At 45.0% G+C, this 26,000-nt stretch carries 32 protein-coding genes, 2 tRNA genes and 1 pseudogene; 21 read left to right on the forward strand and 14 right to left on the reverse strand.

Annotated features, from left to right (window positions below):
* Positions 1–161: 161 nt before the first annotated feature.
* From ACFQ3W_RS07240 to ACFQ3W_RS07265, 6 genes are all read left to right on the forward strand, one after another.
* The gene (locus tag ACFQ3W_RS07240) at positions 162–524 is read left to right on the forward strand and encodes a YmaF family protein (protein ID WP_379318128.1); all 363 of its coding nucleotides are present in this window, start codon (positions 162–164) and stop codon (positions 522–524) included.
* Between the two features lie 176 nt (positions 525–700).
* Positions 701–985, forward strand: a complete 285-nt coding sequence (locus ACFQ3W_RS07245; protein ID WP_379318130.1) for a hypothetical protein — start codon at positions 701–703, stop codon at positions 983–985.
* A gap of 172 nt (positions 986–1,157) precedes the next feature.
* Positions 1,158–1,628 (forward strand): DUF523 domain-containing protein, encoded by a 471-nt coding sequence (locus tag ACFQ3W_RS07250; protein WP_379318132.1) that lies wholly within the window; start codon positions 1,158–1,160, stop codon positions 1,626–1,628.
* Between the two features lie 90 nt (positions 1,629–1,718).
* Positions 1,719–1,804: transfer RNA gene (locus ACFQ3W_RS07255), tRNA-Leu, on the forward strand.
* Positions 1,805–1,977: 173 nt separating this feature from the next.
* A complete protein-coding gene (locus ACFQ3W_RS07260; protein WP_379318134.1) occupies positions 1,978–2,274 on the forward strand; it encodes a hypothetical protein in 297 nt (98 codons plus the stop codon).
* Entirely contained in the window at positions 2,271–2,411 is a 141-nt protein-coding gene (locus ACFQ3W_RS07265) for a hypothetical protein (RefSeq protein ID WP_379318136.1), read from the forward strand. The genes ACFQ3W_RS07260 and ACFQ3W_RS07265 overlap by 4 nt, the downstream gene beginning before the upstream one ends.
* Positions 2,412–2,969: 558 nt before the next feature.
* Here the strand turns inward: ACFQ3W_RS07265 and ACFQ3W_RS07270 are convergent.
* Together ACFQ3W_RS07270 and ACFQ3W_RS07275 are read right to left on the reverse strand one after the other, a co-directional pair.
* The gene (locus tag ACFQ3W_RS07270) at positions 2,970–3,095 is read right to left on the reverse strand and encodes a hypothetical protein (protein WP_379318138.1); all 126 of its coding nucleotides are present in this window, start codon (positions 3,093–3,095) and stop codon (positions 2,970–2,972) included.
* Entirely contained in the window at positions 3,088–4,071 is a 984-nt protein-coding gene (locus ACFQ3W_RS07275) for a hypothetical protein (RefSeq protein ID WP_379318140.1), read from the reverse strand. Before ACFQ3W_RS07275 ends, ACFQ3W_RS07270 begins: the two co-directional genes overlap by 8 nt.
* Before the next feature lie 1,343 nt (positions 4,072–5,414).
* On the opposite strand from ACFQ3W_RS07275, the gene ACFQ3W_RS07280 reads away from it, so the two are divergent.
* The 5 genes from ACFQ3W_RS07280 (at position 5,415) to ACFQ3W_RS07300 (ending at position 10,733) form a co-directional block, all read left to right on the forward strand.
* A complete protein-coding gene (locus ACFQ3W_RS07280; protein ID WP_379318142.1) occupies positions 5,415–6,215 on the forward strand; it encodes an HNH endonuclease in 801 nt (266 codons plus the stop codon).
* A gap of 495 nt (positions 6,216–6,710) precedes the next feature.
* Positions 6,711–8,978 (forward strand): Ig-like domain-containing protein, encoded by a 2,268-nt coding sequence (locus tag ACFQ3W_RS07285; protein ID WP_379318144.1) that lies wholly within the window; start codon positions 6,711–6,713, stop codon positions 8,976–8,978.
* A 149-nt stretch (positions 8,979–9,127) separates the two neighbouring features.
* Complete coding sequence (locus tag ACFQ3W_RS07290; RefSeq protein ID WP_379318146.1) at positions 9,128–9,976, forward strand: ComEC/Rec2 family competence protein; 849 nt, start codon at positions 9,128–9,130, stop codon at positions 9,974–9,976.
* Between the two features lie 6 nt (positions 9,977–9,982).
* Complete coding sequence (locus ACFQ3W_RS07295) at positions 9,983–10,195, forward strand: DUF3006 domain-containing protein (protein ID WP_379318148.1); 213 nt, start codon at positions 9,983–9,985, stop codon at positions 10,193–10,195.
* Between the two features lie 19 nt (positions 10,196–10,214).
* Positions 10,215–10,733: a DinB family protein gene (locus tag ACFQ3W_RS07300; RefSeq protein WP_379318150.1), complete on the forward strand. Its 519-nt coding sequence runs from the start codon at positions 10,215–10,217 to the stop codon at positions 10,731–10,733.
* Between the two features lie 106 nt (positions 10,734–10,839).
* Here the strand turns inward: ACFQ3W_RS07300 and manA are convergent, their stop codons facing one another.
* Both manA and ACFQ3W_RS07310 read right to left on the reverse strand, forming a co-directional pair.
* Positions 10,840–11,784 carry a mannose-6-phosphate isomerase, class I gene (gene manA / locus ACFQ3W_RS07305; protein ID WP_379318152.1) on the reverse strand — a complete coding sequence of 315 codons (945 nt, stop codon included), beginning with the start codon at positions 11,782–11,784 and terminating at the stop codon, positions 10,840–10,842.
* A gap of 31 nt (positions 11,785–11,815) precedes the next feature.
* Positions 11,816–12,730, reverse strand: coding sequence for an ROK family protein (locus tag ACFQ3W_RS07310; protein WP_379318154.1), 915 nt, complete (start codon positions 12,728–12,730; stop codon positions 11,816–11,818).
* Between the two features lie 112 nt (positions 12,731–12,842).
* Between ACFQ3W_RS07310 and ACFQ3W_RS07315 the strand changes: the two genes are divergently transcribed.
* The gene (locus ACFQ3W_RS07315) at positions 12,843–13,868 is read left to right on the forward strand and encodes a LacI family DNA-binding transcriptional regulator (protein WP_379318156.1); all 1,026 of its coding nucleotides are present in this window, start codon (positions 12,843–12,845) and stop codon (positions 13,866–13,868) included.
* Positions 13,869–13,965: 97 nt separating this feature from the next.
* On the opposite strand, the gene ACFQ3W_RS07320 is transcribed toward ACFQ3W_RS07315, so the two are convergent.
* Positions 13,966–14,583, reverse strand: coding sequence for a superoxide dismutase (locus ACFQ3W_RS07320; RefSeq protein WP_379318158.1), 618 nt, complete (start codon positions 14,581–14,583; stop codon positions 13,966–13,968).
* Positions 14,584–14,772: 189 nt separating this feature from the next.
* Here ACFQ3W_RS07320 and ACFQ3W_RS07325 point away from each other — a divergent pair, with 189 nt between their 5' ends.
* The gene (locus tag ACFQ3W_RS07325) at positions 14,773–15,024 is read left to right on the forward strand and encodes a DUF1450 domain-containing protein (RefSeq protein WP_379318160.1); all 252 of its coding nucleotides are present in this window, start codon (positions 14,773–14,775) and stop codon (positions 15,022–15,024) included.
* 56 nt (positions 15,025–15,080) lie between these two features.
* Here the strand turns inward: ACFQ3W_RS07325 and ACFQ3W_RS07330 are convergent, their stop codons facing one another.
* Positions 15,081–15,728 carry a helix-turn-helix transcriptional regulator gene (locus ACFQ3W_RS07330; RefSeq protein ID WP_379318163.1) on the reverse strand — a complete coding sequence of 216 codons (648 nt, stop codon included), beginning with the start codon at positions 15,726–15,728 and terminating at the stop codon, positions 15,081–15,083.
* Positions 15,729–15,951: 223 nt separating this feature from the next.
* Between ACFQ3W_RS07330 and ACFQ3W_RS07335 the strand changes: the two genes are divergently transcribed.
* Positions 15,952–16,563: a phosphatase PAP2 family protein gene (locus ACFQ3W_RS07335; RefSeq protein WP_379318165.1), complete on the forward strand. Its 612-nt coding sequence runs from the start codon at positions 15,952–15,954 to the stop codon at positions 16,561–16,563.
* 57 nt (positions 16,564–16,620) lie between these two features.
* Here ACFQ3W_RS07335 and ACFQ3W_RS07340 read toward each other — a convergent pair whose 3' ends face one another.
* Both ACFQ3W_RS07340 and ACFQ3W_RS07345 read right to left on the reverse strand, forming a co-directional pair.
* Positions 16,621–17,157, reverse strand: coding sequence for a DoxX family protein (locus ACFQ3W_RS07340; RefSeq protein ID WP_379318167.1), 537 nt, complete (start codon positions 17,155–17,157; stop codon positions 16,621–16,623).
* A 234-nt stretch (positions 17,158–17,391) separates the two neighbouring features.
* Entirely contained in the window at positions 17,392–17,556 is a 165-nt protein-coding gene (locus ACFQ3W_RS07345) for a hypothetical protein (protein ID WP_379318169.1), read from the reverse strand.
* Between the two features lie 228 nt (positions 17,557–17,784).
* Here ACFQ3W_RS07345 and ACFQ3W_RS07350 point away from each other — a divergent pair, with 228 nt between their 5' ends.
* Both ACFQ3W_RS07350 and ACFQ3W_RS07355 read left to right on the forward strand, forming a co-directional pair.
* The gene (locus ACFQ3W_RS07350; RefSeq protein WP_379318171.1) at positions 17,785–18,627 is read left to right on the forward strand and encodes an HAD family hydrolase; all 843 of its coding nucleotides are present in this window, start codon (positions 17,785–17,787) and stop codon (positions 18,625–18,627) included.
* On the forward strand, positions 18,608–19,090 hold the full coding sequence (locus tag ACFQ3W_RS07355) for a VOC family protein (RefSeq protein WP_379318173.1): 483 nt from the start codon (positions 18,608–18,610) through the stop codon (positions 19,088–19,090). Before ACFQ3W_RS07350 ends, ACFQ3W_RS07355 begins: the two co-directional genes overlap by 20 nt.
* A gap of 25 nt (positions 19,091–19,115) precedes the next feature.
* Here the strand turns inward: ACFQ3W_RS07355 and ACFQ3W_RS07360 are convergent, their stop codons facing one another.
* From ACFQ3W_RS07360 to ACFQ3W_RS07370, 3 genes and pseudogenes are all read right to left on the reverse strand, one after another.
* Entirely contained in the window at positions 19,116–19,592 is a 477-nt protein-coding gene (locus ACFQ3W_RS07360; protein ID WP_379318175.1) for a hypothetical protein, read from the reverse strand.
* 497 nt (positions 19,593–20,089) lie between these two features.
* Positions 20,090–20,203: pseudogene (locus tag ACFQ3W_RS07365) on the reverse strand (excalibur calcium-binding domain-containing protein); the annotation flags it as partial.
* 628 nt (positions 20,204–20,831) lie between these two features.
* Positions 20,832–20,904 (reverse strand) — tRNA-Val (locus ACFQ3W_RS07370).
* 148 nt (positions 20,905–21,052) lie between these two features.
* Between ACFQ3W_RS07370 and ACFQ3W_RS07375 the strand changes: the two genes are divergently transcribed.
* Complete coding sequence (locus tag ACFQ3W_RS07375) at positions 21,053–21,298, forward strand: hypothetical protein (RefSeq protein ID WP_379318177.1); 246 nt, start codon at positions 21,053–21,055, stop codon at positions 21,296–21,298.
* A 24-nt stretch (positions 21,299–21,322) separates the two neighbouring features.
* Here the strand turns inward: ACFQ3W_RS07375 and ACFQ3W_RS07380 are convergent, their stop codons facing one another.
* Positions 21,323–21,475 carry a hypothetical protein gene (locus ACFQ3W_RS07380; RefSeq protein ID WP_379318179.1) on the reverse strand — a complete coding sequence of 51 codons (153 nt, stop codon included), beginning with the start codon at positions 21,473–21,475 and terminating at the stop codon, positions 21,323–21,325.
* A 79-nt stretch (positions 21,476–21,554) separates the two neighbouring features.
* On the opposite strand from ACFQ3W_RS07380, the gene ACFQ3W_RS07385 reads away from it, so the two are divergent.
* Together ACFQ3W_RS07385 and ACFQ3W_RS07390 are read left to right on the forward strand one after the other, a co-directional pair.
* Positions 21,555–22,010: a GNAT family N-acetyltransferase gene (locus ACFQ3W_RS07385; RefSeq protein WP_379318181.1), complete on the forward strand. Its 456-nt coding sequence runs from the start codon at positions 21,555–21,557 to the stop codon at positions 22,008–22,010.
* Between the two features lie 67 nt (positions 22,011–22,077).
* Positions 22,078–22,317, forward strand: coding sequence for a DUF3892 domain-containing protein (locus ACFQ3W_RS07390; protein ID WP_379318183.1), 240 nt, complete (start codon positions 22,078–22,080; stop codon positions 22,315–22,317).
* A gap of 77 nt (positions 22,318–22,394) precedes the next feature.
* Here the strand turns inward: ACFQ3W_RS07390 and ACFQ3W_RS07395 are convergent, their stop codons facing one another.
* Complete coding sequence (locus tag ACFQ3W_RS07395; RefSeq protein ID WP_379318185.1) at positions 22,395–23,129, reverse strand: MBL fold metallo-hydrolase; 735 nt, start codon at positions 23,127–23,129, stop codon at positions 22,395–22,397.
* Positions 23,130–23,310: 181 nt separating this feature from the next.
* Between ACFQ3W_RS07395 and ACFQ3W_RS07400 the strand changes: the two genes are divergently transcribed.
* Positions 23,311–23,865, forward strand: a complete 555-nt coding sequence (locus ACFQ3W_RS07400) for a copper amine oxidase (protein WP_379318187.1) — start codon at positions 23,311–23,313, stop codon at positions 23,863–23,865.
* A gap of 111 nt (positions 23,866–23,976) precedes the next feature.
* Entirely contained in the window at positions 23,977–24,348 is a 372-nt protein-coding gene (locus tag ACFQ3W_RS07405; protein WP_379318189.1) for a DUF1292 domain-containing protein, read from the forward strand.
* Positions 24,349–24,408: 60 nt separating this feature from the next.
* On the opposite strand, the gene ACFQ3W_RS07410 is transcribed toward ACFQ3W_RS07405, so the two are convergent.
* Positions 24,409–25,884, reverse strand: coding sequence for an aminotransferase class I/II-fold pyridoxal phosphate-dependent enzyme (locus tag ACFQ3W_RS07410; protein ID WP_379318191.1), 1,476 nt, complete (start codon positions 25,882–25,884; stop codon positions 24,409–24,411).
* Between the last annotated feature and the right edge of the window lie 116 nt (positions 25,885–26,000).

Genomic DNA, 26,000 nt, shown 5'->3' on the forward strand with positions numbered 1-26,000 from the left:
TAAATAACTAAATGACTGTACAGATGCCTAGTAATTGACTTTAGCAGGCTAACGCATCGTTGAACAAATTATTAGTCCCCATGATAGTAGCCCTGAACTTATCGAATTTGCCTTAATAAGATGTACGGAAGTTCAAAAATGTTCAAGGAGGCATGGGGCGGATGCACAAGAAGGCACCAAGGATAAAGAAGAAACGAACAGGGGTGAAAAAGGAACAGAGACATGTACATGAATTTGAAGGCAGCACCAAATTGGCTGAAGAAGGTGCAGATCGACATAACCATCGCTTTGCAGGGGTTACAGGGCAAGCGATTCGGGTAGGAAAAAGTCATGTTCATGAAATTAATTTGGAAAGAACGGATTTCTTGAACCATTTTCATAAATTGAAGAAAATCAGAACAGGACCAGCTATCCCAGTCGGAAATGGAAAACATGTACATTTTGTTACTGGTCAAACTACATTAAATGACGGTCACGTACACCGATTCAATTTCGCGACATTAATTCAAGCGCCTCTGGTTTAATGAGAACATTTGTATGTGAATAGGGATAAAACGCGGATTTAATATTTAAACGGATATGCTCTATGGGCCTATCCTTTTTTTAGTTCTAGATTAAGTTCCGGTTGCACAATTGAGCTGAAATTTCGTGAAAAGCTTGATGAACTTGCAGAGCAGCTCGTAACCCTAACCACCTGGTTTTGGCTGTTGGGGATGCCTTTAACCTGGATGACATTGTAGCTTCGGACGTTATTTTCGGACATGAAATTGTTCGAATTGCCCAGCAAGCCTGCGGTACGAAAAAGATGGTCCTTCCACTTGGCAGGGTTGGATTGTCGATACTCGGTCTGTTTGTTCCCGCTATGAAAGAGGAACCACTGCGATTAAGCGGGGATAAATATGGGAAGTATATCGGAAAAATTCCCGCTACAAAGCATGCCGAAGCTATTGCAGCGACCATTTGCGAATTGCAGAAGAATAGGTAGGGTGTCGAATTTTAACCCTCCGATGGCAATAGATAGTAAAAATAATAAGATGAATTTTTCCTGAAACAGACGAAAGCTATTTTCCTATGTTATAATCTCTCAGCATGTTCTTTGCGCTTTAGCTGCTATAGTTTATGTCTACTTATCTATTATTTATTGGAGTGGGTGCCTTATGTACTTAGTCAGCTCATATTTAGCCGGCTTGAAGGTCAGATACAATGGAACGGATTGCCTGCAGGATGCGATCGCAAGACTGGTGCAAGATCATAAGGCAATCACCGTTTGTCCGGAACTGCTGGGAGGCTTTGCAACGCCGAGAGAACCGGCTGAGATCATTGGGGGAGTTGGAGAAGACGTTCTGGAGGGAAAGGCCAAGGTGATTGATAAATCGGGTCAGGATGTCACTGAGCTGTATGTCAAAGGGGCTTATGAAACGTTAAGAACTGCACGCGAGGTTGGTGCGGTTAAAGTCGTCCTCAAAGAGTTCAGTCCTTCCTGTGGGACTACGATGATCTATAATGGCACTTTTTCTGGTGAAAAAATAGCCGGAAACGGTGTAACAGCGGCACTATTGCGGAGAGAGGGATTTAAAGTAATGTCGGAGCACCAGTTTCTTGATGAAATCTTGGATACCGGTGAGTAAAGATTTTATATTGAATTTATGATCCAATCTGTATATAATATTAAATGCAGCATTTTGGAGATGCTTGATGATATCAAGGTTTCCATATTTGCCGGGGTGGCGGAATAGGCAGACGCACAGGACTTAAAATCCTGCGGTTGGTGACAACCGTACCGGTTCGAGCCCGGTCCTCGGCATCATAAGCTTTTTCAGGGTTAAGGCCCTTTGGTGATATTCGCTAAATCGTACATAATCCCTTGGTCCTGTGTAGCTGAATCGATCATTTTGACCACAGGATTAGTGAGAAAGCATGAATCCTCCTTTGCGGCGCTTGAGTAAATCTCAGGCGAAGGTGAAGGAGGTTTTTGTTTTGGCAGGACGTTTAACAAAAGTAAAGAAGTCGGCTCCAGCAACATATGAGGTGGCACTTGGACAGTTTGTGATCTGGAAGAAGGCACAGGGGATATCCGAGCAAACGATGAATGACTACAGGGAACATGTGAATCGCTTTTTCCGTCGATATCCCGAAGTGGGAAAACCACGTGATGCTGAGGGATTTGAAAAGAGCGCGTATGATTATTTGGGCGCGGATGGCATTAAACCTGCGACCTACAATAATCGGCTCGTCTATCTGAGTACGTTCTTTAACTGGTGTACGAAGGAATGATTGATGATAATCCACTTCTGAACTTCAAGAAGCGAAAAGCGGAAGGGCGTATCGTCAACCTGGATGAGAACGTGATTCGTGAACTGCTTATCTCTCCCGATACAAGCACTTATACGAGGCTCACGATCAAGCCTTAATGCTCTTCTTTCTGGACACTGGAATACTGCCTAAAGAGGCGTTTGCGCTTCTTGAACGGATATTAATATCAGAGAACTGGAAGTTGAAGTAAGGCAGGAGACGGCTAAGGCGAAAGCCTCCGCACGCTTCATTATTTGCCCGAGACAGCGCCAAGGTTATTTCTGAACTAATATCGGTCAGACTAGATGAATGGGACGAGTCAGTTCCTGTCTTCTGCATTTACGAGGGCAAACCGCTAAATCGGCATACATGGGAGACAGGATTGAATTCTACTGCAAGAAGCTCGGAACGCATATTGTTCCGTATGATCTGCGGCACTCATTCTCTATATTGTTCCTGAGGCAAGGCGGGAGTGCATTAGCGTTGCAACGGATGCTAGGTCACGTCACAATTAGAGATGACGAAACGGTATGTGGAGCTAACGAATAATGAATTAAAGAACCAGCATTACAATGGCTTCACCAATTAAAAGGCTGCTTCCATCGAAGAAGCGTATGGTAAAGCTAAAATAAAGAATGATGAGCACCTTTCCCTCAAGGAGTAGGTGCTCTTTCGTTTTAGTTCTTTACCTTTTTGATTACATGGTTGATGCCGATAACAGCCAAGCCGATAAGAACCAGAATGAACCATGCAGGAGCAGAGAAGGCCTTGCCGCCGCCTAATGCGATTCCAACGTTACCCATTGAGTGTCACCTCCTCTCCCGAAGTCTGAGCAAGTAGAGCGGGCAGGGAAGCGATAATTTGATTCCAGTTCTCTCTAGTTGTGGGATCGATCAAGAACTGCATGAGCTGCTGACGAAAACCGCCACTTATTAGGACAATCAGTACATATCTGTAGAACGATGGCTTGTCTGTAATGAACTTTATTTGATAATAATCCTCAAGGTTCTTGATGCTGTTACCGAAGAAGGGAATGTCATATACGCTTCCAAAGTGGGTTTTAAGGTCTGACCAATAATCCTTAAGCAAATGTATGAGCTCATACGCTTCTCGATAGTCCTGTTCGTCGGATTGTCTAACCGCATTCCTCCAGGTCATTTGTTGTAACCATGCATTTGTAGACTCAAGGATTGTATCGCCTGCAATTTCCGATCCGACATTGGATAGTTGATTGAAGACACGAAACACTTCCTGAGAGATGGTTCCCTTCGAAATGATATCAGAGATAAGCTTGCTTAGAAGTATTAACCGCTTAGCATTTTCCTGTGCTTCGATCTTTTGCTTCTCTTCAAACTCTTTTGAAGGCCGACCAATTGCTTTAGGGGCATTTGCCGCCTCGTCTGTTGCGATATCATCAATGATCTCTGGATAGTCAGGATGAGCAGTATAACCTGCAATTTCCTTGAATGTACTCATAATGATCGAATGGAATTCGATAAGTCGAGCTTTTAGCTTGTCCCACTGAACGGGATAGCCTTTCCAATAAAGGATGAAAATATAGTCCTTCTGGTGCTTACATATCCTACTAGACTTAAGCTTATCAATTAAGACAATAGTGTCTATTGTCCGCGCATCGTAGTGGGTAACGACACCCTGGGAGAATCCTAAACTAACACGATTTCCAACGATAAGACCATATTCGACGTACCGCTCAATCATATTGCTGCTTATTGATATTCCGTGCTCTCGAACTTGTTCAAGGAGTTCTTCTTTCAACATTGTTCTCACCTCTTGAACAGATTGTAGCCCGCCTACAATATGAAAACAATGGATGTTGAATGCGGAAATGAATTGGACATTCGCTCTAATCACAACACTCAATCACAATAGAAGCTTACTATTCTGGAAAATGAAGTTCATGGTAAGATGAGGACAACCATGAATGGAGCGATTCCGAATGAAAAGCACTTGCAGGGATGAGCTGTTACAGGTAACGAGATCGATAGTTAAAGCCAAAGGGAAAAATCGGTTCACACCTAAGGAAGCTATTGAGTATATACAGCGCAATAATACGAACTATGCTGATCGACGATCAGGACATATATCGTTTCAAAATGCTGTGCTAACGCGAAGCGACATCACACCACTGTGTTTAATGATTTCGAGAGGGTCGGCGACGGTTACTATAAGGTCATTAATCTGTAGGAGCGGGTAACAATGAAAACTAAAACTGCCAAGTCTAAAGAATATTACAGGCTTGTATATGTTAAACGAAATTTGGGAGAACAGCGATGTGCGTCATATTGCGGTTATGCCTGAGTTCGCGGAAACATCCTAAGAGTACTTGGTAAACGGAAGTCTATTGATGAGTGGCGAACCAATGTTAAGCCATATGTTATCACTTTTCAGGCTCCAATAAGCGGGATCATCTTCGATGGCTCAACCAAACTAAATAGGAGACAGACCCTGTTTCGCTTGTTACACCATGCGTTTTACTATCTAAGAAAGATAAGGCAAAGATGAGTGGGATCAGTGGTATAATCCTATTATCCGACTAGATGATTAGCTTAGTGTGGATGTAAACTAGGTTTTTTCGATAATACCAGTGATTTCTACCTTGGGCCTTATTCGGTGTCAGTGAACTAATGGAATATGAGGCACGATGCAGAAATATCTTCTTCGGATCAGGAGTTAAGGATTTGTCGATACTATCGAGTGAAGGTGTGCCTAACTTTGATTCGCTTAACCTTGTTTTGACTTTAAATATCGAGCGAGTAGATGCAACAAGATTGGCTAACAGCTATTCTCGAAAAAGAAGAGAAACAGATATTATAGGTTGGTTCAAGGGACTATCTTGGCAGACAGTCGCAGGTATAGTTTCAGGATCTGACAGAAGAAGGATTGATCTTGAATTAAAGAGCATCTATGAGAACCTTCAGAAGAGTTAGAATGTACCTTACTAGTAATCGTTACTATGGTCACATCCATGATCTCGTCCACAGGATGATGGACGGAATATCGAGGATACATCAATACAAACCGATGTCCGAGAACTTGCTATAGTGCGAGTTTTCGGACACTTCGGTATATTGAGGGATAAGCTAAATACTACTCTGGCAGTGATGAGCCATAATGAAGGTGTGAATTCTATGCCTATTGAAAAGTGGAAGTGGGAGTATATCGAATGCAATATGGTTGAGTTCAATCGAGGATTACATACTCAAAGCAAGGCAAGCCAAAGATTCTCGAGATTCTTCCACTGGTACTACCACCCGAGACTAGATATTTTTGCGCCCAGCAAATTCATCGGTTACGTAGATACAACTCACGTAAATTATGAAGGCTGGGGTAGTGGGGGGCAGACTCAACAAATATTAAAAACATACTTCGATCCTGTTCCACCTGAAGACTACGATAATTATTTGAATAAGTTGATTACGGTTGCGGACTCATATGGATATACGGTTTCTAAGAAGACTTTAAAGGGGCATTACGGATGGATATATGCGCCAAAGAGGGATGTTCTAGAGCAATATATTATGAATGACAGTTCTTATGATGTATCGGATTATTTTGATGAAGTTGAATTGCATAAAGAAGGCACAATGAAGTTATCTGCACTCAATAAGTATGAACGCAATCCTAAGATAAAGAAAGCAGCAATCCTATATCATGGTGTAACTTGCATGGGTTGCAAGTTTAATTTTGAAGAACAATATGGTACTCACGGAAAGGGTTTTATTGAGATACACCACATCAAACAACTTTCAAGTGTTAAAGAAGAGCACTATGTTGATCCAAAAGAAGATATTGCGGTCTTGTGCGCTAACTGTCACAGAATGGTTCATCATCGTAAAAGTAACCCATTGACGATTGAACAGTTAATTGAATTAGTGGAAAAGAACAAAGCGAAGTGTACATGAATAGGAATTTGTGTTCCCCTCCATTTGCTGATATAAATAAGTTAAGTACACAGGACTATCCGATTATTAAACATGCGGATTTGGCGAATGGCAAGGATGCACAGGACTTAAAATCCTGAGGTTGGTGACAACCGTACCGGTTCGAGCCCGGTCCTCAGCATATATTAGCGTCCCATCGTGAATAGACGATGGGACGCTTTTTTCTTATGGCTTAAGCCAGTTGAGTACTCGAAGCGTGCGAAACAAAAAACCACCCGTTTTACGGGTTGTTATGATTTGAAAGTGGTTTAGATACAACGTTTATAGCAACCGTTACGATAGTATAGTAAAATGTATCCAGTTGGGAGGATTGGTATCATATTTTGCTTGTACAAAGAATAAAGGCATTTTTTTCTAGCAAAAGGTAACGAAATGACTCCCAAATGTCGATACAAAATGTAGAGGACTGGAAAAAGGTTCCGGTTAGAGTGACAAAAAACCAAAGGAGAGAAATGAATGTTTGCTAACAGGAAAATGACGATGTGGTTCCTCACTATGGCCCTGCTCCTTGCGGCCCTGTTTCCAACAGGTGTTTTTGCAGCCGCCGGAGACGTGAATTCTATAGCCATCGATGGTGAGAATACGACGTTTGAGCTTGGAGTCGGCAAGACAAAGCAGCTTAAGGTATGGGCTTCCGTGGAAGGTTCCACTTCAAAGAAAGATGTAACGGACTATGCAACTTGGACTTATACTTCTGATAATGGGGCTACCCTTAAACTGGATAAAGGTTTAGTAACTCCTACGAAAAGTGGTACAGCCATCATTAAAGCGGTATATTCGGGTTCTTCTTCGATTATTACTGTAAAAGTTGTAGATACATATTCGAAACTAACCCTGGATTACAAGCTGAGCGGCAAATATAGCCTAAACGGCAATGAACAGGATTTGCTTGTAAAAGCGTTGGCTAAAACGGACAGTACGATGATTGATCCAAAAGACGTAACGGCAGATGCGGACTGGAGTTCATCCAATGCCGCCGTTTTGACGGTTGATAAAGGGAAAATTACCCTGGTAGGTGAAGGTAAGGCGACAATTACCGCAAAATATCTCGGCCTTACGGATTCCTATGAAGCTACGGTAACTTCTCCTTACTCCGCTCTGAAGCTGTATAAAGTTGCCTCCCCTGATGTGCTTGTTGGCGAAAATCAGGATATTGAGTCCATTATGGCGGACAAAGAGATCCAACTGCGTGCTAAAACTGTGTTGTCCGCAGACAAGACGGAATCCGATGTATCGGACAAGGCGACTTGGAGCTCTTCGGATACCAGCGTGGCTACAGTGAAGGGCGGTAAAGTAACGATTCTCACGGTCGGCAAAACGACCATTAAAGCATCTTATCTGGGCAACCAAACGAGCGTAGATATTTATGTACGCGCTCCTTATGAGGCCATTATTCTTACGCCTACTGCGGATCAAATGCTTTTTATAGGCGAAAAGCTGCAAATGAAGGCGGAAGTGAGAAGCAGCGCCAACCAACCTACGAATGTGAGCGACAGTGCCGAATGGTCCTCTTCCAACAAAATGACAGCAACGGTAGATAGTCACGGAGTGGTTGAAGCGAAAGCAGCCGGGACAACGAACATCAAAGCTAGTTATCAAGGTGTAAGCAAGACCTTCAAACTGACCGTCAACCCAACGATTACCAAGCTTGAAGCCGAAAAGACCGAACTAGATCTTTTAAAAGGGGCTTCGGTCAGTGTTCCTAAAGTTACTGCTACGAAACTGGACGGCGACAAGATTGACTTGACCGATACGATGGTTTGGACTTCGGATCATGATGACATCGCAACGGTAAAAGACGGCAAAATCGTTTCCAAAGAAACGAGTGGAACTGCGCTTTCGTCCACTGTGACATTGACCGGGAAACTTCCGGAGATCGGCTCGGCGCTAACCTCAAATTCCGCTTTTCGTGGTACAGGTTCAAGTGTAGTTACTGTGAAGTTGACTGTTAAGGAAAAAGTGTTGGCATTGGTTGCTGAAGATGAACGCTTAAGCCTTGTCATTGGCGAAGATACAGTTCTTCCTAAAGTAAATGCTGTATTTGAAAATGGGGAAGAATCCGCAAATCTTACGGATTTGGAGTGGACTGTAACAGGTTCCAATGCGGTATTGAAAACTACGGCTGACGGGAAGAAGATTAAAGGCTTAACGAAAGGTACCGCTGCGTTGAAGGCGACCTATTCGAATAAGACACTCAGCATTCCGGTAACGATTGAGCCTAAAATCACCAAGATTGTAGTTGACCCGCAAACGCTAGAATTGAATTTGAAAAAATCAAAAGCGATTAAGGCAACAGGTTATTACACGAACGGCAAAACGGTCAACTTATCCAGCAAAATGGATTGGAAATCTTCAAACGAAAATATTGCCAGCATTTCCACGACCTCGGTCAAAGCCATCGCTGAAGGTACGGCTACCATCACCGGTTCTTATCAAGGTCAAAGTGTAAGTGTAAAGATTAATGTGGTACCGAAGCTTAACAAGCTTACGGTGGAAGAGAAGAGGTTGGTACTGGCGCCGGGATCCGCTAAAACGGTCGTCATTACGGCTGAATACGATACCGGGAAAACTTCAGCGGTAACGGACAGCGCAACTTGGACCAGTTCTAAACCTTCCGTCGCCAAAGTGAGTGCCGGGCGAATTGAAGCGGTAGCTAAAGGCAGTGCCTCGATTAAAGCTAAATTCGGGGGAAAGACAGTTACCATTAGCGTATCGGTAAAATAAAACCTAAACAAGGGGTCCGCCTTATGGTAAAATAAGGCGGACTTTTTTTTGAAAGGACTACATCAATGAGCAGACATCAGTATTGTTATAGGAAATTGGGTTTGATGGGCAAAGTGATGCGGATGGTCCTTTGCTTATGCCTATTTTGCATGTTGTTATCTGGGTGCGGCATAAGTATCGAAGGAACGGTAGGCGGGGAGGCGTTAAATAATTCATCCAATTCTCCCGGTGTAACATCAACGAGCGAACTACGGGTTATTTTTCTAGATGTCGGCCAAGGGGCTTCTCAGCTTATCATTAGTCCAAGTGGTAAAACGATGCTTATCGATGCCGGGAATAACAGTCAGGAACAGGCCATGATTCAGTATCTTCATAAGTATGGTGTAAATCGGCTTGATATTGTCATTGGTACTCATCCCGATGCTGACCATATCGGAGGCCTCGATCGTGTCATTCGCAATATGGACATTGGAGAGGTATATATGCCTAAGGTTACGTCCAACACACAGACATTTAAATCGGTGCTTGAGGCTATTCGCTCTAAAGGTCTTAAGGTGAAAACAGCTAAAGCGGGGCTAGAACTAAAATTCGACGACAAGGTTCAGGTCCGAATGCTCGCTCCTGTGAAGCCAGCGGAGGATAATAACAATATGAGTGCTGTCGCGAAGGTGACTTATGGCAACACCTCATATTTACTTACCGGAGACGCTGAACGTGATAGTGAAAAGGAAATGATCGCCTCCGGGGCTAACCTGCAAGCTGATGTTTTGCTGGTAGGACATCATGGATCAAAGTCTTCAACCTCTGAGCGTTTTCTTAATGCAGTGAATCCAAAATACACCGTCATACAAGTCGGTGAAAATTCATACGGGCACCCTACTAAGCTTATCCTTGATCGACTAGCGAAGCACCATACTAAAATATATCGTAACGACCGACAGGGAACGGTCGAGATTGCATCCGACGGTGAGAAGTACAAAATCACGACGGAAAGGTGAGAACGCATGGCCCATATAGTAGAAGGCTTTGAAGGTGACTTTTGCATTATCGAATCGGACGGCAAAACGCGAGATATTCCGCGAAAGCTGGTTGACCCAACGGTAAAAGCCGGAGATGTGGTAGAATGGAATGGTAACAAATGGATGACAAATCGGAACAAAACAGATGATCGAAGCAGAGAAATCAAAGAGCTGATGGATGAAGTATGGGAAGAATAATTCATTAAGGGGGAAATGTATGTTAACAAGGCCAGCGATTGGTGAGTATGCAGCATATTTTGAACCGTATATTCAGCTAGTTCCGGAAGGGGAAGTTGTTAGCCTGCTACAGGCTCAGCCTGAACTCGCCGTCCGACAATTAGGCCATTGTACTGAAGAGCAAGGGGATTTTCGCTACGCGGAAGGGAAATGGAGCTTAAAAGAAGTACTTGGGCACATCACCGATACAGAGCGTGTTATGAGCTACCGGCTGCTGAGAATTGCGAGAGGCGATAAAACGCCGCTTCCTTCGTTCGAAGAATCTTTATTTGTCAGCAATGCACATTTTGGTCGGTTTTCAGTGTCAGAGCTGCTCAGCGATTTTGCGACCGTGAGACAATCGACGTTAGCGCTGGTTCGTCAGCTTGATGATGATGCTTGGTTGCGCATCGGAACCGCTAGTGATAAGAATGTATCTGCACGAGCGCTTGCCTTTATTATGGCAGGGCATGCGAATCATCACCTTAACATTATTCGAGAGCGTTATTTGCAGGTTTGAAGCGATTTAACGAACGGAAACTGCAAATTTAGAGTATGGTAAAAAGCGCGAGTGGAAGAAGTCGATGGCTTCTTTACGCTCGCGCTTTTGTGCTGGTGTGTGTCGCTTATTCGTGCGCCATGATAAATTCAAGCTTGCCGTCCAATTGATACGGACCGAACTCTACAGGAAGAATGAAGTGATCCCCTTTAGCTAGCGGATAACTTTGCCCTGCTACAGTTAATGTGCCATTACCGGCCAGCACGCTGAAGATCGTATATTTGTCATTTGCAGGTATTTGGGCGAGGCCGTCTACGTCCCATTTTTCTACTGTAAAGAAAGAATTGGATACAAAAGACGTTACGGTAATTCCCTCTCTTTTGGTGCTATCGTATTTAATGGGCTCATAAGCCTGAGGGATGGTCGTGACCTCGATTGCTTTCTCTAGGTGAAGCTCCCGAGTATTTCCGTTTTTGTCTTTACGATCATAATCATATACGCGGTACGTCGTATCTGAGCTTTGCTGCGTTTCCAGTACAACGATGCCCTTACCCAGGGCATGAATGGTACCGCTAGGAACGTAGAAGAAGTCCCCAGGTTTAACCGGAACTCGAGTCAGAAGGTCATCCCAATCGCCGTCATTAATCATATTGACCAGTTGTTCTTTCGTTTCTGCCTCATGACCATAGACGATGGCGGAGCCTGGTTCGGCGTCAACGATGTACCAGCATTCCGTCTTGCCAAGTTCTCCGTTTTCATGTTTTCCGGCATATTCATCATCCGGATGAACCTGTACTGACAAGTCATCCGAGGCGTCAAGAAGCTTCGTTAACAGGGGAAATACGGTGGAGTTCGACCGGAACAGCTCAGAATGCGAGGTCCAGAGGTCTCCCAGCTTCATCCCTTGGTACGGTCCACTTTTAACAACGCTTTGGCCATTTGGATGAGCGGAAACTGCCCAGCATTCACCGGTATGGTCATTCGGAATAGCGTAGCCAAATAGATCTCTTAGCTTCGTTCCGCCCCAAATACGTTCCTGAAATACGGGTTGCAAAAAAATCGGTTCGTTCATTTCGGTTTATCTCCTTTATTTAGACATTAAGTCAGTATGGTATGTGAATTAATGCAGCTGCTCCAATGAGCCCGGCATCCTGATGCAAGGCTGCGGGAACAATCGGTGTCTTGCGTCCAGAAGGATTAAGCGCATGCTTGGAAACGTAAGCCTTTACCGCATCGAATAGCGGCGCGCCAACTTGGGAGACGCCGCCGCCAATGACCAGCTTTTCCGGGTCAAAGGTGTTGATTAACGTGACGCAGCCGATGCCAATATACTGGAATATTTTTTGGACGAGCGGACCAATCATCGGATCTCCAGCTGCTGCCAGATCAAAAGCTTCCTTGGAGGAAACTTCACGTCCGAGCAGTGCAGAGGCCTGTCTGGCCACGGCTGTACCTGAAGCAACGTATTCCCAACAACCTTTTTGTCCGCAAACGCACGTGCCTGCAGCTGGGTCTACTACAAAATGGCCGACATCGCCGGCGTTGCCGGTAGCTCCTGTAATGAGCTTGCCATGGGAGTAAATGCCCGCACCGATGCCCGTGCTGATCGTGATGAACACGAAATGCTCCGCTTCTTTGGCAGCTCCAAGCCATTTCTCGGCCAGAGCAGCAGCGGTGGCGTCATTTTCAAGACGAATCGGCGCACTGAAATGGCGAGCCAGTGAGTTCACCACCGGGAAGTTCCACCAGCTCGGAAGGTTTGGCGGTTCGGCGATTTTCCCTTCCTTGGTGTTAAGCGGTCCAGGGGCGCCTACGCCAATTCCGAGTACGTCGGACTCGTTTAAGCCTTCCCCAACAAGCATATTTTTAATGGTATCGGCCATACGATCCACCATTATCTCTGGAGTTATGGTTTGGTCAGTAGGCAAAGAAGTTTTAACCCGAACGCTTCCGTTCTGATCTACCAAGCCAATTGCCGTCTTGGTTCCTCCGATATCGATCCCGATTGCGTAATTCAATCTGCATTCCTCCTGTTATCGATTCGCACTTTAACTTGACAAACTTGACAATATATTATTTTGTAAAGTATATTTAGGCTAAGTTTAGCATGTTTCGGAAGGAATGAAAAGAATGGGCCGGAAAAAGAAAATTTCAATGCAGGATATCGCCGACAAATTGCAAATTTCTAAAAACGCGGTCTCTCTAGCTTTGATGAACAAGCGGGGCGTGAGTGAAGAAATGCGCATATTGATCCGGCAAACCGCGAAAGAGATGGGCTATGGTCCATTTGGTGCGAAAGAAGCGGGAAATTCCAACGTTCTTGTGATCGTTCCGGAACGGATTATGAGCTATCAGGATAACGACCATTTTCAGTTTTTTCACGACATGATATGGGGGTTGGAGAAGAGTGCCCGCAAGCAAGGTCTTAATGCCGTGATAACCCCGATAGACCACGATATGGAACTAGAGCTGAAACTACCGGGTCAATTCACGGATATTCCGTATCGGGGCGTTATTTTGTTCGGAATCGCGGATAAGGCGTACGCTCGTCTTCTATGGCAAATGGATATGCCGCTGGTGATGCTCGATTCCTATTATCGCGATCTTCCTTGTCCGGTTGTAACATCGGCGAATATGGAAGGGGCTTATGAGATGGTTACCTATCTTATTCAAGCCGGGCACCGCAAGATTGGGTTTATTGGGCCGACAAATTTGACGACCAGCCATGAGGATCGATGGTTCGGGTACTGGAAAGCGATGCAAAATCACGGCCTAGAAGCTTGCTCGGATTGCAGTCTTACGATTTCACAGGGTTATGGCCATACTACCGAGGAAATCGCTGCTTTTCTGGAGCGCTTGTCTGAGTGGCCAACCGCTTTTTTCTGCGGGAATGACCGAATTGCTTATATTCTTGCCGGTTTACTCGCGGAACGAAACGTATTGCTGCCAGATGAGGTATCCATCGCCGGGTTTGATGATCTGCACTATGTGAGCAAGGTAAAGTTAGGTATGACGACGATGCGGGTGGAGAAGGAGAACATGTGCGATGCCGCCGTTTCGCTGCTGCTATCAGAGTACGGCGGTTTGCGGGAAGCGATTCATCGGAGGGTGGCTCCAACCATGGTGATTCGTGATTCTGTGAAAGAATTGCAGTGATAAGTCGATCATATGATAAAAAAGAAACGGTAGAGCTGAAATAGCCTTACCGTTTCTTTTTATGAAATATCATTTATATCATAAGAGCTGAGCTCTCTTATTTGCTCAGTGCAGCTTCGTAACGTTTCTCAACTTCAGACCAGTTGACGACGTTGAAGAAAGCAGCGATGTAATCTGGGCGTTTGTTTTGATATTTCAGGTAGTAAGCATGCTCCCAAACATCGAGGCCAAGGATTGGAGTTTTCCCTTCCATCAATGGGGAGTCTTGGTTTGGCAAGCTGTATACCGACAATTTGCCGTTAGTGTCTACAGCCAGGAATGCCCAGCCGCTACCAAAACGAGTTGTTGCTGCTTTCGAGAAATCTTCTTTGAATTTGTCGAAGCCGCCAAGCTCGTTGTTAATAGCTTCGGCAATTTTCCCAGATGGTTGGCCGCCGCCATTTGGACCGATAACTTCCCAGAACAGCGAGTGGTTAGCATGGCCGCCGCCATTGTTGCGAACTGCCGTGCGAATGCTTTCAGGTACGCTGTCCAGATCAGCAATCAAATCCTCAACGGATTTGGATTGAAGCTCAGGAGCGGATTCCAAAGCTGCATTCAGGTTAGTTACATACGTATTATGGTGACGATCATGGTGAATCATCATCGTTTGTTCATCGATATGCGGTTCAAGTGCGTTATTAGCGTAAGGTAAAGCAGGTAATTGATGTGCCATTTGTTATTCATCCTCTCAATTGTTTTATGTAATTTGTTTCCGACAACCTCATTATAGAACTGTATTCGAACTTAGTCAACATAAATGTATATTAAGTATGTTAATTAGACTGTGGACGTTGACAAAATCCCAGTTAGTCATCATAATGATTGATCGAACAAGGACTTCTAAATATGGGGTGATCCTGCCATGGGAATGGGTATCGTCATCGTCGAGGTTTGCGACAGCAACCTGATGAGCGCATTGGATCTGGAGCAGTTGGAGCAGGAATATCCCGAAATTGCCGTAATGCGGGCTGACTGCCTTAGTTTATGCGGTTTATGCCGAAAGAGACCATATGTATTGGTTAACGGCAAGCGGGTATTTGCCAAAACCCAGGAAGAGTGTCTTAAGCTGACGAAGCGAGCGATAGAAGACGAACTACATGCTTACGATATATAAGGGAAACGTTTATCGATGTTATATTTAAAAGCAAGAAGGCAGCCATTAAGGCTGCCTTACTCTTTATTCAGCTTATCCTGTTGGCGTATCACGTAAACGCATTTTTTCCCGTTCTGGGCAAGACATTCTGTTCTTTCGACCTTTGTATTAAGTAGAGACTCGAACAGGTTGAGCTCGCAGTCGCAAGCATGATTGTAGCGGTTGGCAATCTGAGAGATCGGGCAATTGTGTTCCATCAGCACAAAATCTCCATTGTCGGTCTGCTCACATTCGGTCATATATCCGCTCTCATTTTGGATTTCCGCAAGCTGCTGCACTTTTTCCGGAAGTGTTTTTCCAGTCATATGCTCTTTGTACCTGCGGGTTAATCGATCCTTACGCCGATCAAACAACCGGTCAACCATCTGTTCGCCGCTTTCCTCGGCTAGTTCATCCAGCAAATCGAGCGTTAACGTATGATAATTTTTAGGAAAAAGTCCTTCGGCAGAATCCGTCAATCCGTATACAGCCGTCGGTCGGCCCAAGGTCTGGCGGATCATTTTAGGTTCGATTAGTCCGTCCCGCTCCATCGTTCCGAGGTGTCTCCGGACGGCCATTTCGGTAATTTGCAGCTCATTCGTGATTTCCTTGGTGCTGAGTGGCCCGGTCGTTTTCATCATATGAAGAATCCGCTCTCGGGTGGATAGCTCTTTATTATGTCCCATATCGATACTCCCTTCCGGGGGAATGACTCCGCTATTTCTACAGCGTTTCCCTGGCCATGATGGATTCTACTGCATTGTAGTTGATTTGGCCAAACTTAGTCAACATTAAAGTATAGTAAGTATAATTACAAAAACATAGGAGCTCTAATCGGGGTTGCCTGGGAAAAGGGAAATCGGTACAATATACGGGATTATAGAGAAAGATGGAAAGAGGAGGAAAAAAATGAGGTTTTGGTCTACGGCAGCACTACTCGCGGTCTGTTTCATTGCGTTGGGATTTGGGATACATACAGAGGGGTTGCAATCGATTGAACGGAGCATCGGCGATTTCTTTTTCAATCTTCGATCGGAAGGTTGGAACGGGGCTGTTGAAGGATTTTCAATGCTTGGGACAACCGCTGGGTTTGCAGTAGCTCTCGCGCTCGCTTTAGGTTGGACACTTTTATATCTTCGCCGCGGCGCTTATGCCATCTGGCTCACGGTGAGTTTAGTGGGCGCATGGCTGCTTAATAAAGGACTCAAGCTGTTGTTTCATCGGGAACGGCCTGATCTGTGGGATAGTCTGGTGGCGCCTGACGGGTACAGTTTTCCAAGCGGCAATGCGATGATATCGGCGGCTTTTTACGGACTGATAGCGATGCTGCTGCTTAGCTCGAGCAAAAAAGGGAATCAGATTTGGGGTACCGTCGTTGTTTTCATGATTTTACTCATTGGTATTAGCCGATTGTACCTAGGGGTTCATTTTGCCGGCGATATTGTCGGGGGCTTCCTCGCAGGCTCTATTGTCGCGATGCTGTGTTACCGGGCAGTAAATCGGACTCATGTGCGTTCATAACTCTTTAACGACAAAGGATGGTCCTCCATTGGAGAACCATCCTTTTGTTCAAGCTTGTTAAGCTTGAGTGTGTTTAATTTTCAACGTTTGTTTAGGAGTACCGGCATCCGGGCCTGTGTTTTTGTGGAACAGTTTGCGGAGGTAAGGGAGTACGTAGTAGTCAAGACCGATTTTACCGGCGTTGGCTGCCGCGACGATCACCAGTACTTCAAGCAAGAGCATTTGGGCGTTGGTGCTTACGGTTCCCGAGAAGAGGAAGGCGGCGTTCATGATCAGGCCCATCAGTGCGGCAAAGGTGGTGAAGGTACCGAGAATGAGACCTAACCCGACGAGGAACTCCCCGCAAGGGATGAGGACGTTGAAGATATCTACATTTGGCAGTGCGAAGTGCTGCAGAAACGCTGCCCACCAGCCTTGAACGGCGGGGTGTTCACCAGTACTTTTCGCGATGGCTCCGGTAAGAAAACCTGCGGCGTCAAAACCGCCCGTGAGCTTGTGCCAGCCTGCTTCGATCCATTGGTACCCGAGGTAAATCCGAATGAAGGTCAGAAACCACATTGCCACTTTATTCGTTCTCAGAAAATTGTTAAACATAATTTCCACTCCTTTACGATTGCTCGTTTTTGGTTTTTATTGGATGATCATCTTTGATGTCTTTATTATATGTGACCTTTTTCACATATATTGTGATTTAAATCACAATTATTAAAATTTTAAATAAATAGTTTTTAGACAACATCCGTGTTGGTAAAATGAAGGGTGAAAAAGACTAAGCGAAGATTTTATCAGCAAGTGAAAACGCCTCGGAGTTCCAAGGCGCTCTTTGAGTCACTTTTTATGCTCGGTTCTTTTCTCTTTATTGCCGACAGTTGACTGTTCGGGCTCTCCCATGAGGCCTTCGACGAGATCCTCAAGCTTCTCAGTTGCGGCCGTAGGATGCTGCGGGACGGGAATCGGATCAACGCCGGGGCCATGCCCAAGTCCTTTTTCCATGGGGTTTTACTCCTTTCTAAGTAACAATATTGATATAGCAGCTGGTAGTGTAGTGCGTTGTTTGGTTATCATTTGTTAGCAAAATACTTTTTATCCCTTATATAAACAACGTACTTGATAACCTTTCATCAAGGTTTTACACTTACAATAAGTTTGGGAAAAAGGGTGAAACTTCATTTGTAGTGGGTAGTACCGTTAGGAAATAGAAGAGACGGGAGTCGATACGAAGTGAATGATTATGGATCAGAAAAGGTACACGACTTGCCGCAGTTGGCTGTTGCGGGACATCTTTATGAGGTTGAAGCTATTTTATTCGATAAAGACGGTACATTGATTGATTTTATCCATACCTGGGGGCGGTGGAGCGAGCTGCTCTATGTCCACTTCTCGGAGGAACTCAAAAAGCGCAATCTGCCCCCGCTCCAAGATTGTTTCCTGCAGAAGTGGGGGATAGCCTACGATGAAAACGGAGCGATCTCGGATTATGATCGGAACGGACCGCTTTCCATGGGAACCGTAGATGAGCTGCTGTCCCTCTTGACTTGGGAAGGGTATCGTAAAGGCTTGTCATGGGCGGAAGCCAAGGTGCTGGCGCACAGCAGTAGAGTCCATGCGGACAGGTACCTGGAAGCCTCACGAACGGCGAAGCTGATGCCTGATGTGTTGCAGTTTCTTGAGCAATGCCGGAGCAGCGGAATCGTGATGGGGGTTGTCACGGCGGACGAAACGGAGGCGGCTGAGAAACACCTGGAATGGCTTGGAATCCGCGACTATTTTGCCGTGTGCATCGGTGCAGATCAGGTAACGCAAGGAAAACCGTATCCCGAAATGGTGGAAACAGCCTGCCGTAAATTGTCGGTAAGCTGCTCACGAACGGCGGTTATTGGCGATACGAACGGAGATATGCTAATGGCCAGGTCTGCGGGTTCTGCCGTCGCTGTTGGGATAAGTATACCAAGCAAATTTGGCGGCACGGGTCTAGCTGAAGCGGACTTCGTCATCTCTTCATACCGGGAGCTTTCAGTTCAGAAGATGGGGGGAATGGAAAACCATGATTCGTGGCATTTTTGAAACTCATATTAACGTTAGTAACTACATAGAATCGGCTCTTTTTTACGAGAAACTCCTTAATATCATCCCTCTCCATGAAGACCCGATCCGAAAATCAAAGTTCTATTGGGTTGGAAAACCTGGGGAATCCATGCTGGGAATCCGGGAAAACTATCCCTCCCCGCTTATACAGCGGCAGCATTTTGCGTTTAAGGTAGACTTGGCAGACATACTGAAAGCCCGTAGTTATTTGGAGGGGCTCGGTATCAAATCCGAAAATTTTTATGGGGAAAGCTCGGAGAAATTGATTGTTTTTCCGTTTATGCCGGCTGTGTCGATTTATTTCGAGGATCCGGACGGACATTCCGTCGAGCTGCTCGCCATGCTGGAAGATGCATCTAGGCCTGACCTGGAATTAATGGCCTGGGACGAATGGGAGCAGCTTCACGGGAGGAAAATGCCAGCATTTGAGAAATGGTTGTAAGGGGACGAGAGGCCTTCCGCCTTCCTTAAGTATGAGCTATTCTTTGCGTGAATTTTAACCACAGGACATAAATAAGCAGCATCACAAGCACATTTAAAGGCCATATCAAAGGCTGCATGAGATTGCCGATAGGTAGAGCAGTAACTAGAAAAATGATGTAGTTGATGGCTGCGATTCCTGCAAATAGAGCCCCATTGAGTAATAGAAAACGCATTAATACGTTAGCATTTTTCTTGGAGAAGATGTGAATGACGATATAGGCTAAGAGAAATAGATAAAAGGACACGGATTCCAGTGTGGAGATCCAATTTCCAAGTCGGTTGATGGACGCCAAATCTTGGGGTGTGATGCTGCTCTTTGACATCCAGTAGCTGGACCTGCCTAGCCGATAATCGTCTAGCAGCACGTAACTGTAATACGATAGAAGCATGAAGATAGAATAAACGATATAAAACACTTTTGGACGGTGCTTGCTGGTATTGCCAAAAGAGATAAAAGACACGGGCTTCACCTCACCTAATAGTCTTAATGCTGTTCAATATTATTAAGGTTAAATTTACCAAATGAAGAATAATACTGTAAAGTGGATATGTCGTGCAAATGGTTGATATTTTCACAAGTTCAGCGTTTTATTGAAAAGTAACTGGGGTTGTCTTAATTGGATTTGGCTATTGGATCAATAAACATAAAAACACCTCTCAACGAGTATAACGCGAGGCTATACGGTAGAGAGGCGGGAAGTGTTGGACTACTTAAAAAAAGTTTCAATGGCTAATCTGAAAAACATAATTAATAGACCTATCAAGATCACAAAATAAATCACTATAATGAGCACATGTTGTTTTATTGGCTTTTTAAACCAACCTAGAATCATACGTAAAGTGACATAAAATGCAAAGGCATATATAAACAAAGCGCCCAAAGGAAAATCTCTCTCGAGCGTATCTAATAATCGAATCTTTATCACTTCCTTTTAATGTTCTTCAGCGGCCTATCTTATTATCGTTCACACGCTACTCCATCACCATCACGGTCTAATTTCTTACTGTATCCCGGATCACCTTTGTAGAGAGGAGCCACACCTGCATTTCTAGCAGCCGTACAGTTTTTGTAAGTCACACCGCCGCTTGACTGTTTAGTCTTAGTGCTTTGTTTTGTCTTCTTTGATTTTGTCGATTTTTTCTTTGTCGTTTTCTTCACAGCAGCTACGCTATCGACTTTCATCGTGTTAATAGTGCTCTTTTTTGTTATACCGAGAGTATTTTTCCCGGCAGCTGCTGAAATTCCTGTCGCCATTGTTAGCGCAAGTGAGAGGGACATCACAATGGAAATGATTTTCTTTGGCACTTCGCTCATTTCCTTTCTTGGGTTTTATATCCTTATTAAGTTTGTCATACTATTTTTATCTCCTGCTTTAAACAAGAGAAAGACCACACAGGCAACCCCGTAGTGATCAATCTTCGTTATTACTAATCAGCAGAATTTATCGTTTTGTATTCGTTCACTTCAAAGGTGTACGGTGAGTTCGGAGATACTGAGCTGCGCGGAATCGTTGCAACCGTTAGCTACTGACGGTTGCATCTGCTATGTAGAAATTAGTCCAGTCTAGTCATAAAATATGCGGACATGTGATGGTAAATAAGCGTTTGTCCCCATTTTGTCCCCCAAAGGCCAATTTGGCTCTAACTTAATGCCAAGCGATAAAAGAAAAGAAGCCTTGATACACAAGGCTTCTTGGCGATGATCTGCAGTGGGCTCGAACCACTGACCCCTACCCTGTCAAGATAGTGCTCTCCCAGCTGAGCTAGCAGATCATAAAATATAGTGAAGATGAAATTTATCATAACAGGTGGACAGGAATCTGTCAAACATTTTCTGCGTATATCGTAAAGGACTTGGGCCAACAATGGAATAATACCACATTTCACAAAAAATGTAACTTTTCATGAGAGGAAGGAATGCATGATTATGCGTCGAAAAAGCAGACGACCTTCGGGTCGACTGGCAAGTGGTTCAAGCTTTATAGCAAGCTGGGCTGTCATTCTGGTTAGTGTTCTTGTGTTAGCAATCGTCAGTGCATGCAGCCTGCTTCCCAGCCAGGTTACGCTAAATAAGCAAGTGCAGAGCTTCCCTTGGCCGTTTGGAAACTCCGTTTCGGATGGGGTATATTCGCCAACTATAAGTGAGGATGTATACTCGAAAGACTAAGGACAGTCCCTACCCTAGTTTACCTTATTCCTCATCCCACTTACGGGAATAGCCCTTTTTGGTAACATAGAACATCAACACGATCAAAAGCACTGCAATAAGTACGGCAGCGGCGATTGTAATACCAAGGACCATAAACGACAGACAGCTCCTTTCAATGATAAAACGATACTTCAACTATACATGAAAACTATTTTTTTGTATAATGATGCAGTTTAGACAAGCCGATCAAGGTGAAACGCTGGGAGGAAATGGGATGTCAGCTGCTACGATTATACCTGTTAAGACGGAGGAACTGCTGCAGAAATGCCTCGAGATTCGTAAGGAAGTGTTCGTAGAGGAGCAGAAGGTTCCGCTTGATCTAGAGATTGACGAATTCGATCAAATCGGTCCTGATGTGCATCATGTGCTGATTGAAGCGGAAGGCGCATATGCCGCCACAGGTCGCTTGATTTATTACAAAGATAATTCCGCCAAAATGCAGCGAATCGCCGTGCGTAAGGAATTTCGTTCACAAGGCATCGGAAAAATACTGTTAATCGCGCTTGAAGAGCTGGCTCGCGAGCTCGGATTAACAAAGTCAGTCCTTGACGCTCAGTGCCAGGCGGAGGTATTTTACGCGAAGCTGGGCTACGAAACGATTTCAACCGAGCCGTTTGACGATGCCGGTATTCCCCATGTTCGGATGGTCAAAGCACTAAAAACTTTATAAAACGCTATAGTTTTCGCCATTTCAGGGTATTCTAACTTCATATTCCATGCAAGGAGATGTGATGTGAATGGCCTTGAACACGAGAGAAACATTTATTGCTGTCCGTAAAAATGGCGATGGCGACCTGGAGGCTTTTAAAACGTCGAGCGGTAGGATTCTTAATTATGAACAAGCGCTGCAGGAGGTAAGGGCCGGTGCGATAGCCGGCGTTAATGTGTTTAAAGGCCGGGATGGCGAAATGCACATCCGCGGTGATGCCGACGGGGATCCGACGAACAATCTGGACAGTTTACCTCGCTTTGAATAGCCTTTCTTAAAAAAGTACAACCTCCCCAGCAAATCAAGCTGTGGGAGGTTGTTTTTTAACGCTGCAATTCATATTTTTTACAAAGTATATACTTCATGCTGTCGAAGAAAGCTCATCTCACCGGTTGCTCCGATAAAGGATTCCATTTCATCCCCATAGTGCATTAACGAAATTTTGCTCTGGATATCGAAAGGCAGACTGAGCAACTCCTGCAGGGTCGTATGCACCTGCCCGGGACCCGTCAACTGCACCTCGTGCAATATTTTACGGCAGTTCCGCTCATAAACGAGCTTGGTCAGAAGTTCGGGTTGGAATATCATATCCGCGCTGTAAAAAATTTCGTTATTTATGTACAAAGAATAGCTCGCTTTCCCCGGAATATGGGGAGTGCGGATCAGCTCCACGGTGAGCTTGGGGGAGAGCTGAGTTGGCTCGCCTTCTCGCAAAAGCTTCACATCAAAGGCGTCTTCGAGGCAAGCAATCCCTTCCTGAGTGAGTCCCCCCTTTAACGTATGCTCCCATAGCGGCTCGGCCAAGCTTTCAGCTACATAGAGAACCGGCTTTTTCCCATAGACAAATTTCATTCGGAAAGCAAGTTCCTCGAGACCACCAACATGGTCCCCGTGAATATGGGTGACGAGGATAGCGTCGATTTTCTCCAGCGGTTTGCCGAGCTGATGGAGCGCAAGCGGAGCCGTTATGCCGCAATCGATCAACAGTGTGAAATCCTCTGTACACAGCAGTCCGTTATTATTGAAGTACTTTTTCGCAAAAGCGCCGCCCGTACCGAGCATTTGCAGTCGTAAGGTCATGGGTATCCCTCCTCTAGAGATTAGCTCTTATCCCATTTAATGTACACGATTTGCTTAAGAAACGAAAGCCAAGCACTCGTGATAAAAAAATATCAGGCCTCAGCCATTCTGGACCGCAACTTGCCCTTACTCCGAGAGTATAAACTTACATCAACATGAATTAAATGGAGGGTCCAAATCTATGAAATGGAGAAGAGTTGCATTACTTGTAGTCGCTTTCTCTCTAATGGGGGGCTCATTGCTGTTTGCAGACGCGGCGAGCCAAAAAGTAAAGCTTTTCCTGAACGGGAATGAAATACAAGATGGAGGTTACGTCGTAGATGGAAAGACATATGTACCAGTGCGTAATCTCGATGGGTTGGTTGAATACAACGATGACACCAAGACGGTAAAGTATTACAAACCGAATGTCCACATGTTTCTTTTTACGGATGATGGAGTATTTGGAGATGTTAAGAAGACTGGAAAGCTGAAATTTAACGTATTCTCTCAAATCGATGATTTGAAGACAGACATCTCGGCGGTTCGGGTGTCGATCACAGCACCGGATGGCTCAACCAAAGAAATCCAAACTGATGATATTAAAGATCAGAAAGACAATTTCTGGTTCCGAACGAAGGATTTCACCTATGATTTCAAAACGTCCGGGAGATATATTGTGGGCTTTTATATGAAGCCTTCAAATGGCTCTGATTTTATGCTTGTTTCGGAAAAAGGAATCAATGTTTTGAATTAGGTAAAGCCTTGGCCGTCATTGACAAAATTGACCTGCACCCTGTAAAAGTGATACGATACATGGGGACACAGCAAATGTCAACCATCAAAAATTTCAAAGCGAGGTAATTGAATGAGCGACCATAATCACAAACACGGCGAAGAGTGTGGGTGCGGGCACGACCACGAGCATAAACATGAACATGGTGAAGCTTGTGAATGCGGACACGACCATGACCACGATCATGAGCACGAAGAGTTTGTGTTGACTCTGACAGACGAAGAGGGAAATGACGTAGAAATGGTTCTTGTCGAAACCTTCGACGTAGGTGAAAAAGTATATGCGCTTCTGTTAGAACGTAACAATCCGGAAGCGGACGGCATCATTCTCCGTATGGAAGAAGAAAACGAAGAAATGGTGCTTTACAATATTGAAGACGAAGAAGAGTGGAAGCAAGTGGAGGAAGCTTATAATGAGCTCGTCTCCCAAATGGATGAAGCCTAATCCATATTGCGATAAGATGAAAGCTCCCCAATCCATGGGGAGCTTTTGTGGTTTTTATAGTTAGAAAATCGGGTCAGCCTCTACGATTACCTTCACGTTATTAATATATCGATCTTCAGGACCCTTTACAGGCAATCCGACTTCAACGTGGTCGACGATGTAGTCGATGTTGTCCTGGGAAATGACTTCACCTGGAAGCAGAATCGGAATCCCTGGCGGATACACATAAATGAACTCGGCGATAATCCGACCGGCCGATTCTCTGAAAGGGATAACTTCCGTATCCGCGTAGAAGGCGTCGCGCGGAATGAGCGACAGCTGCGGGATTTCCGGAACTTTTACGACCAGTTCGTTGGCATTATTTTCTTTGTAATACGTTTTCGAAAGATCGCGCAGCGCACTAAGCAATATTTCAATCGTTTCTCTTGTGTCGCCTGGCGTAATGAGGCAGAGTATGTTGTACATATCGCTGAGCTCGACTTCAATGTTGTAGTGGTCGCGCAGCCAATTTTCCGTCTCATAGCCGGTTATGCCAAGATGGCGGACATGAACCGTTACTTTGGTAGGATCAAAGTCGAAGGTTGCTTCTCCGCCCAAAATTTCGCGTCCAAAGCAGTACAGGCCTTCGATTTTATTGATCTCACCTCGTAAATATTCAGCCATCTCTATCGACTGCTCGGCCAATTCATGACCATGCAGCGCTAGATTTCTCCGGGCTGTATCAAGCGAAGCAAGTAGCAAATAGGAGGTTGAAGTTGTTGTCAGCATACTAATAATCGTTTGAACGCGCTGTGGATTCACATATCCATTCTTGACGTTCAAATTCAGGATAGAGCTTTGTGTCATCGATCCGCCGAGCTTATGCACGCTAGTGGCCGCCATATCTGCGCCCGCCTGCATTGCGGACATGGGCAGCTTTTCGTGGAAGTGGATGTGTACGCCGTGTGCCTCATCGACCAGAACGGGAACATGGAAGCTGTGGGCTAAATCCACGATTTCTTTTAAGTTGGCACAAACCCCAAAGTATGTCGGGTTGATGACCACGACCGCCTTGGCATCAGGATGACGCTGCAGAGCCCGACGCACCGAAGATGTCGTAATGCCGTGATCGATGCCGAGATTTTTATCTTGTGTAGGGGAGACAAACACAGGCTTGGCCCCCGCGAAAATAATCGCTGACATAATCGATTTATGAATATTTCTCGGGACGATAATTTTATCACCGGGAGAACAAATGGATAGTATCATTGTCATAATGGCACCGCTAGTGCCTTGAACCGAGAAATAAGTATAATCTGCGCCAAAGGCATTGGCAGCCAGTTTTTGCGCCTGTTCGATGACACCACTTGGTTGGTGTAAATCGTCTAGGGGAGCGATATTGATCAAGTCAATGGACAAAGCATTGTCGCCAACAAACTCGCGAAATTCTGGGTCTGTGCCGTGCCCTTTCTTATGACCGGGAATGTGAAACTGAACGGGATTGCCGGCCGCGTGCTTCTTAAGAGCAGTAAATAGCGGCGTGCTTTGATGATCCATACGGGCCATCCCTGCCTTTCATATCAATTTTTCAAACAAAATTGAGTATAGCAAAAATAGCTTGGAATGCAAGTGAACCTTGCAGAAGAAGCACAAAAAAGAATCTGATAGGTGTA

Origin of the sequence: Paenibacillus puldeungensis (assembly GCF_042678945.1) — a bacterium.
GTDB lineage: Bacteria > Bacillota > Bacilli > Paenibacillales > Paenibacillaceae > Fontibacillus > Fontibacillus puldeungensis.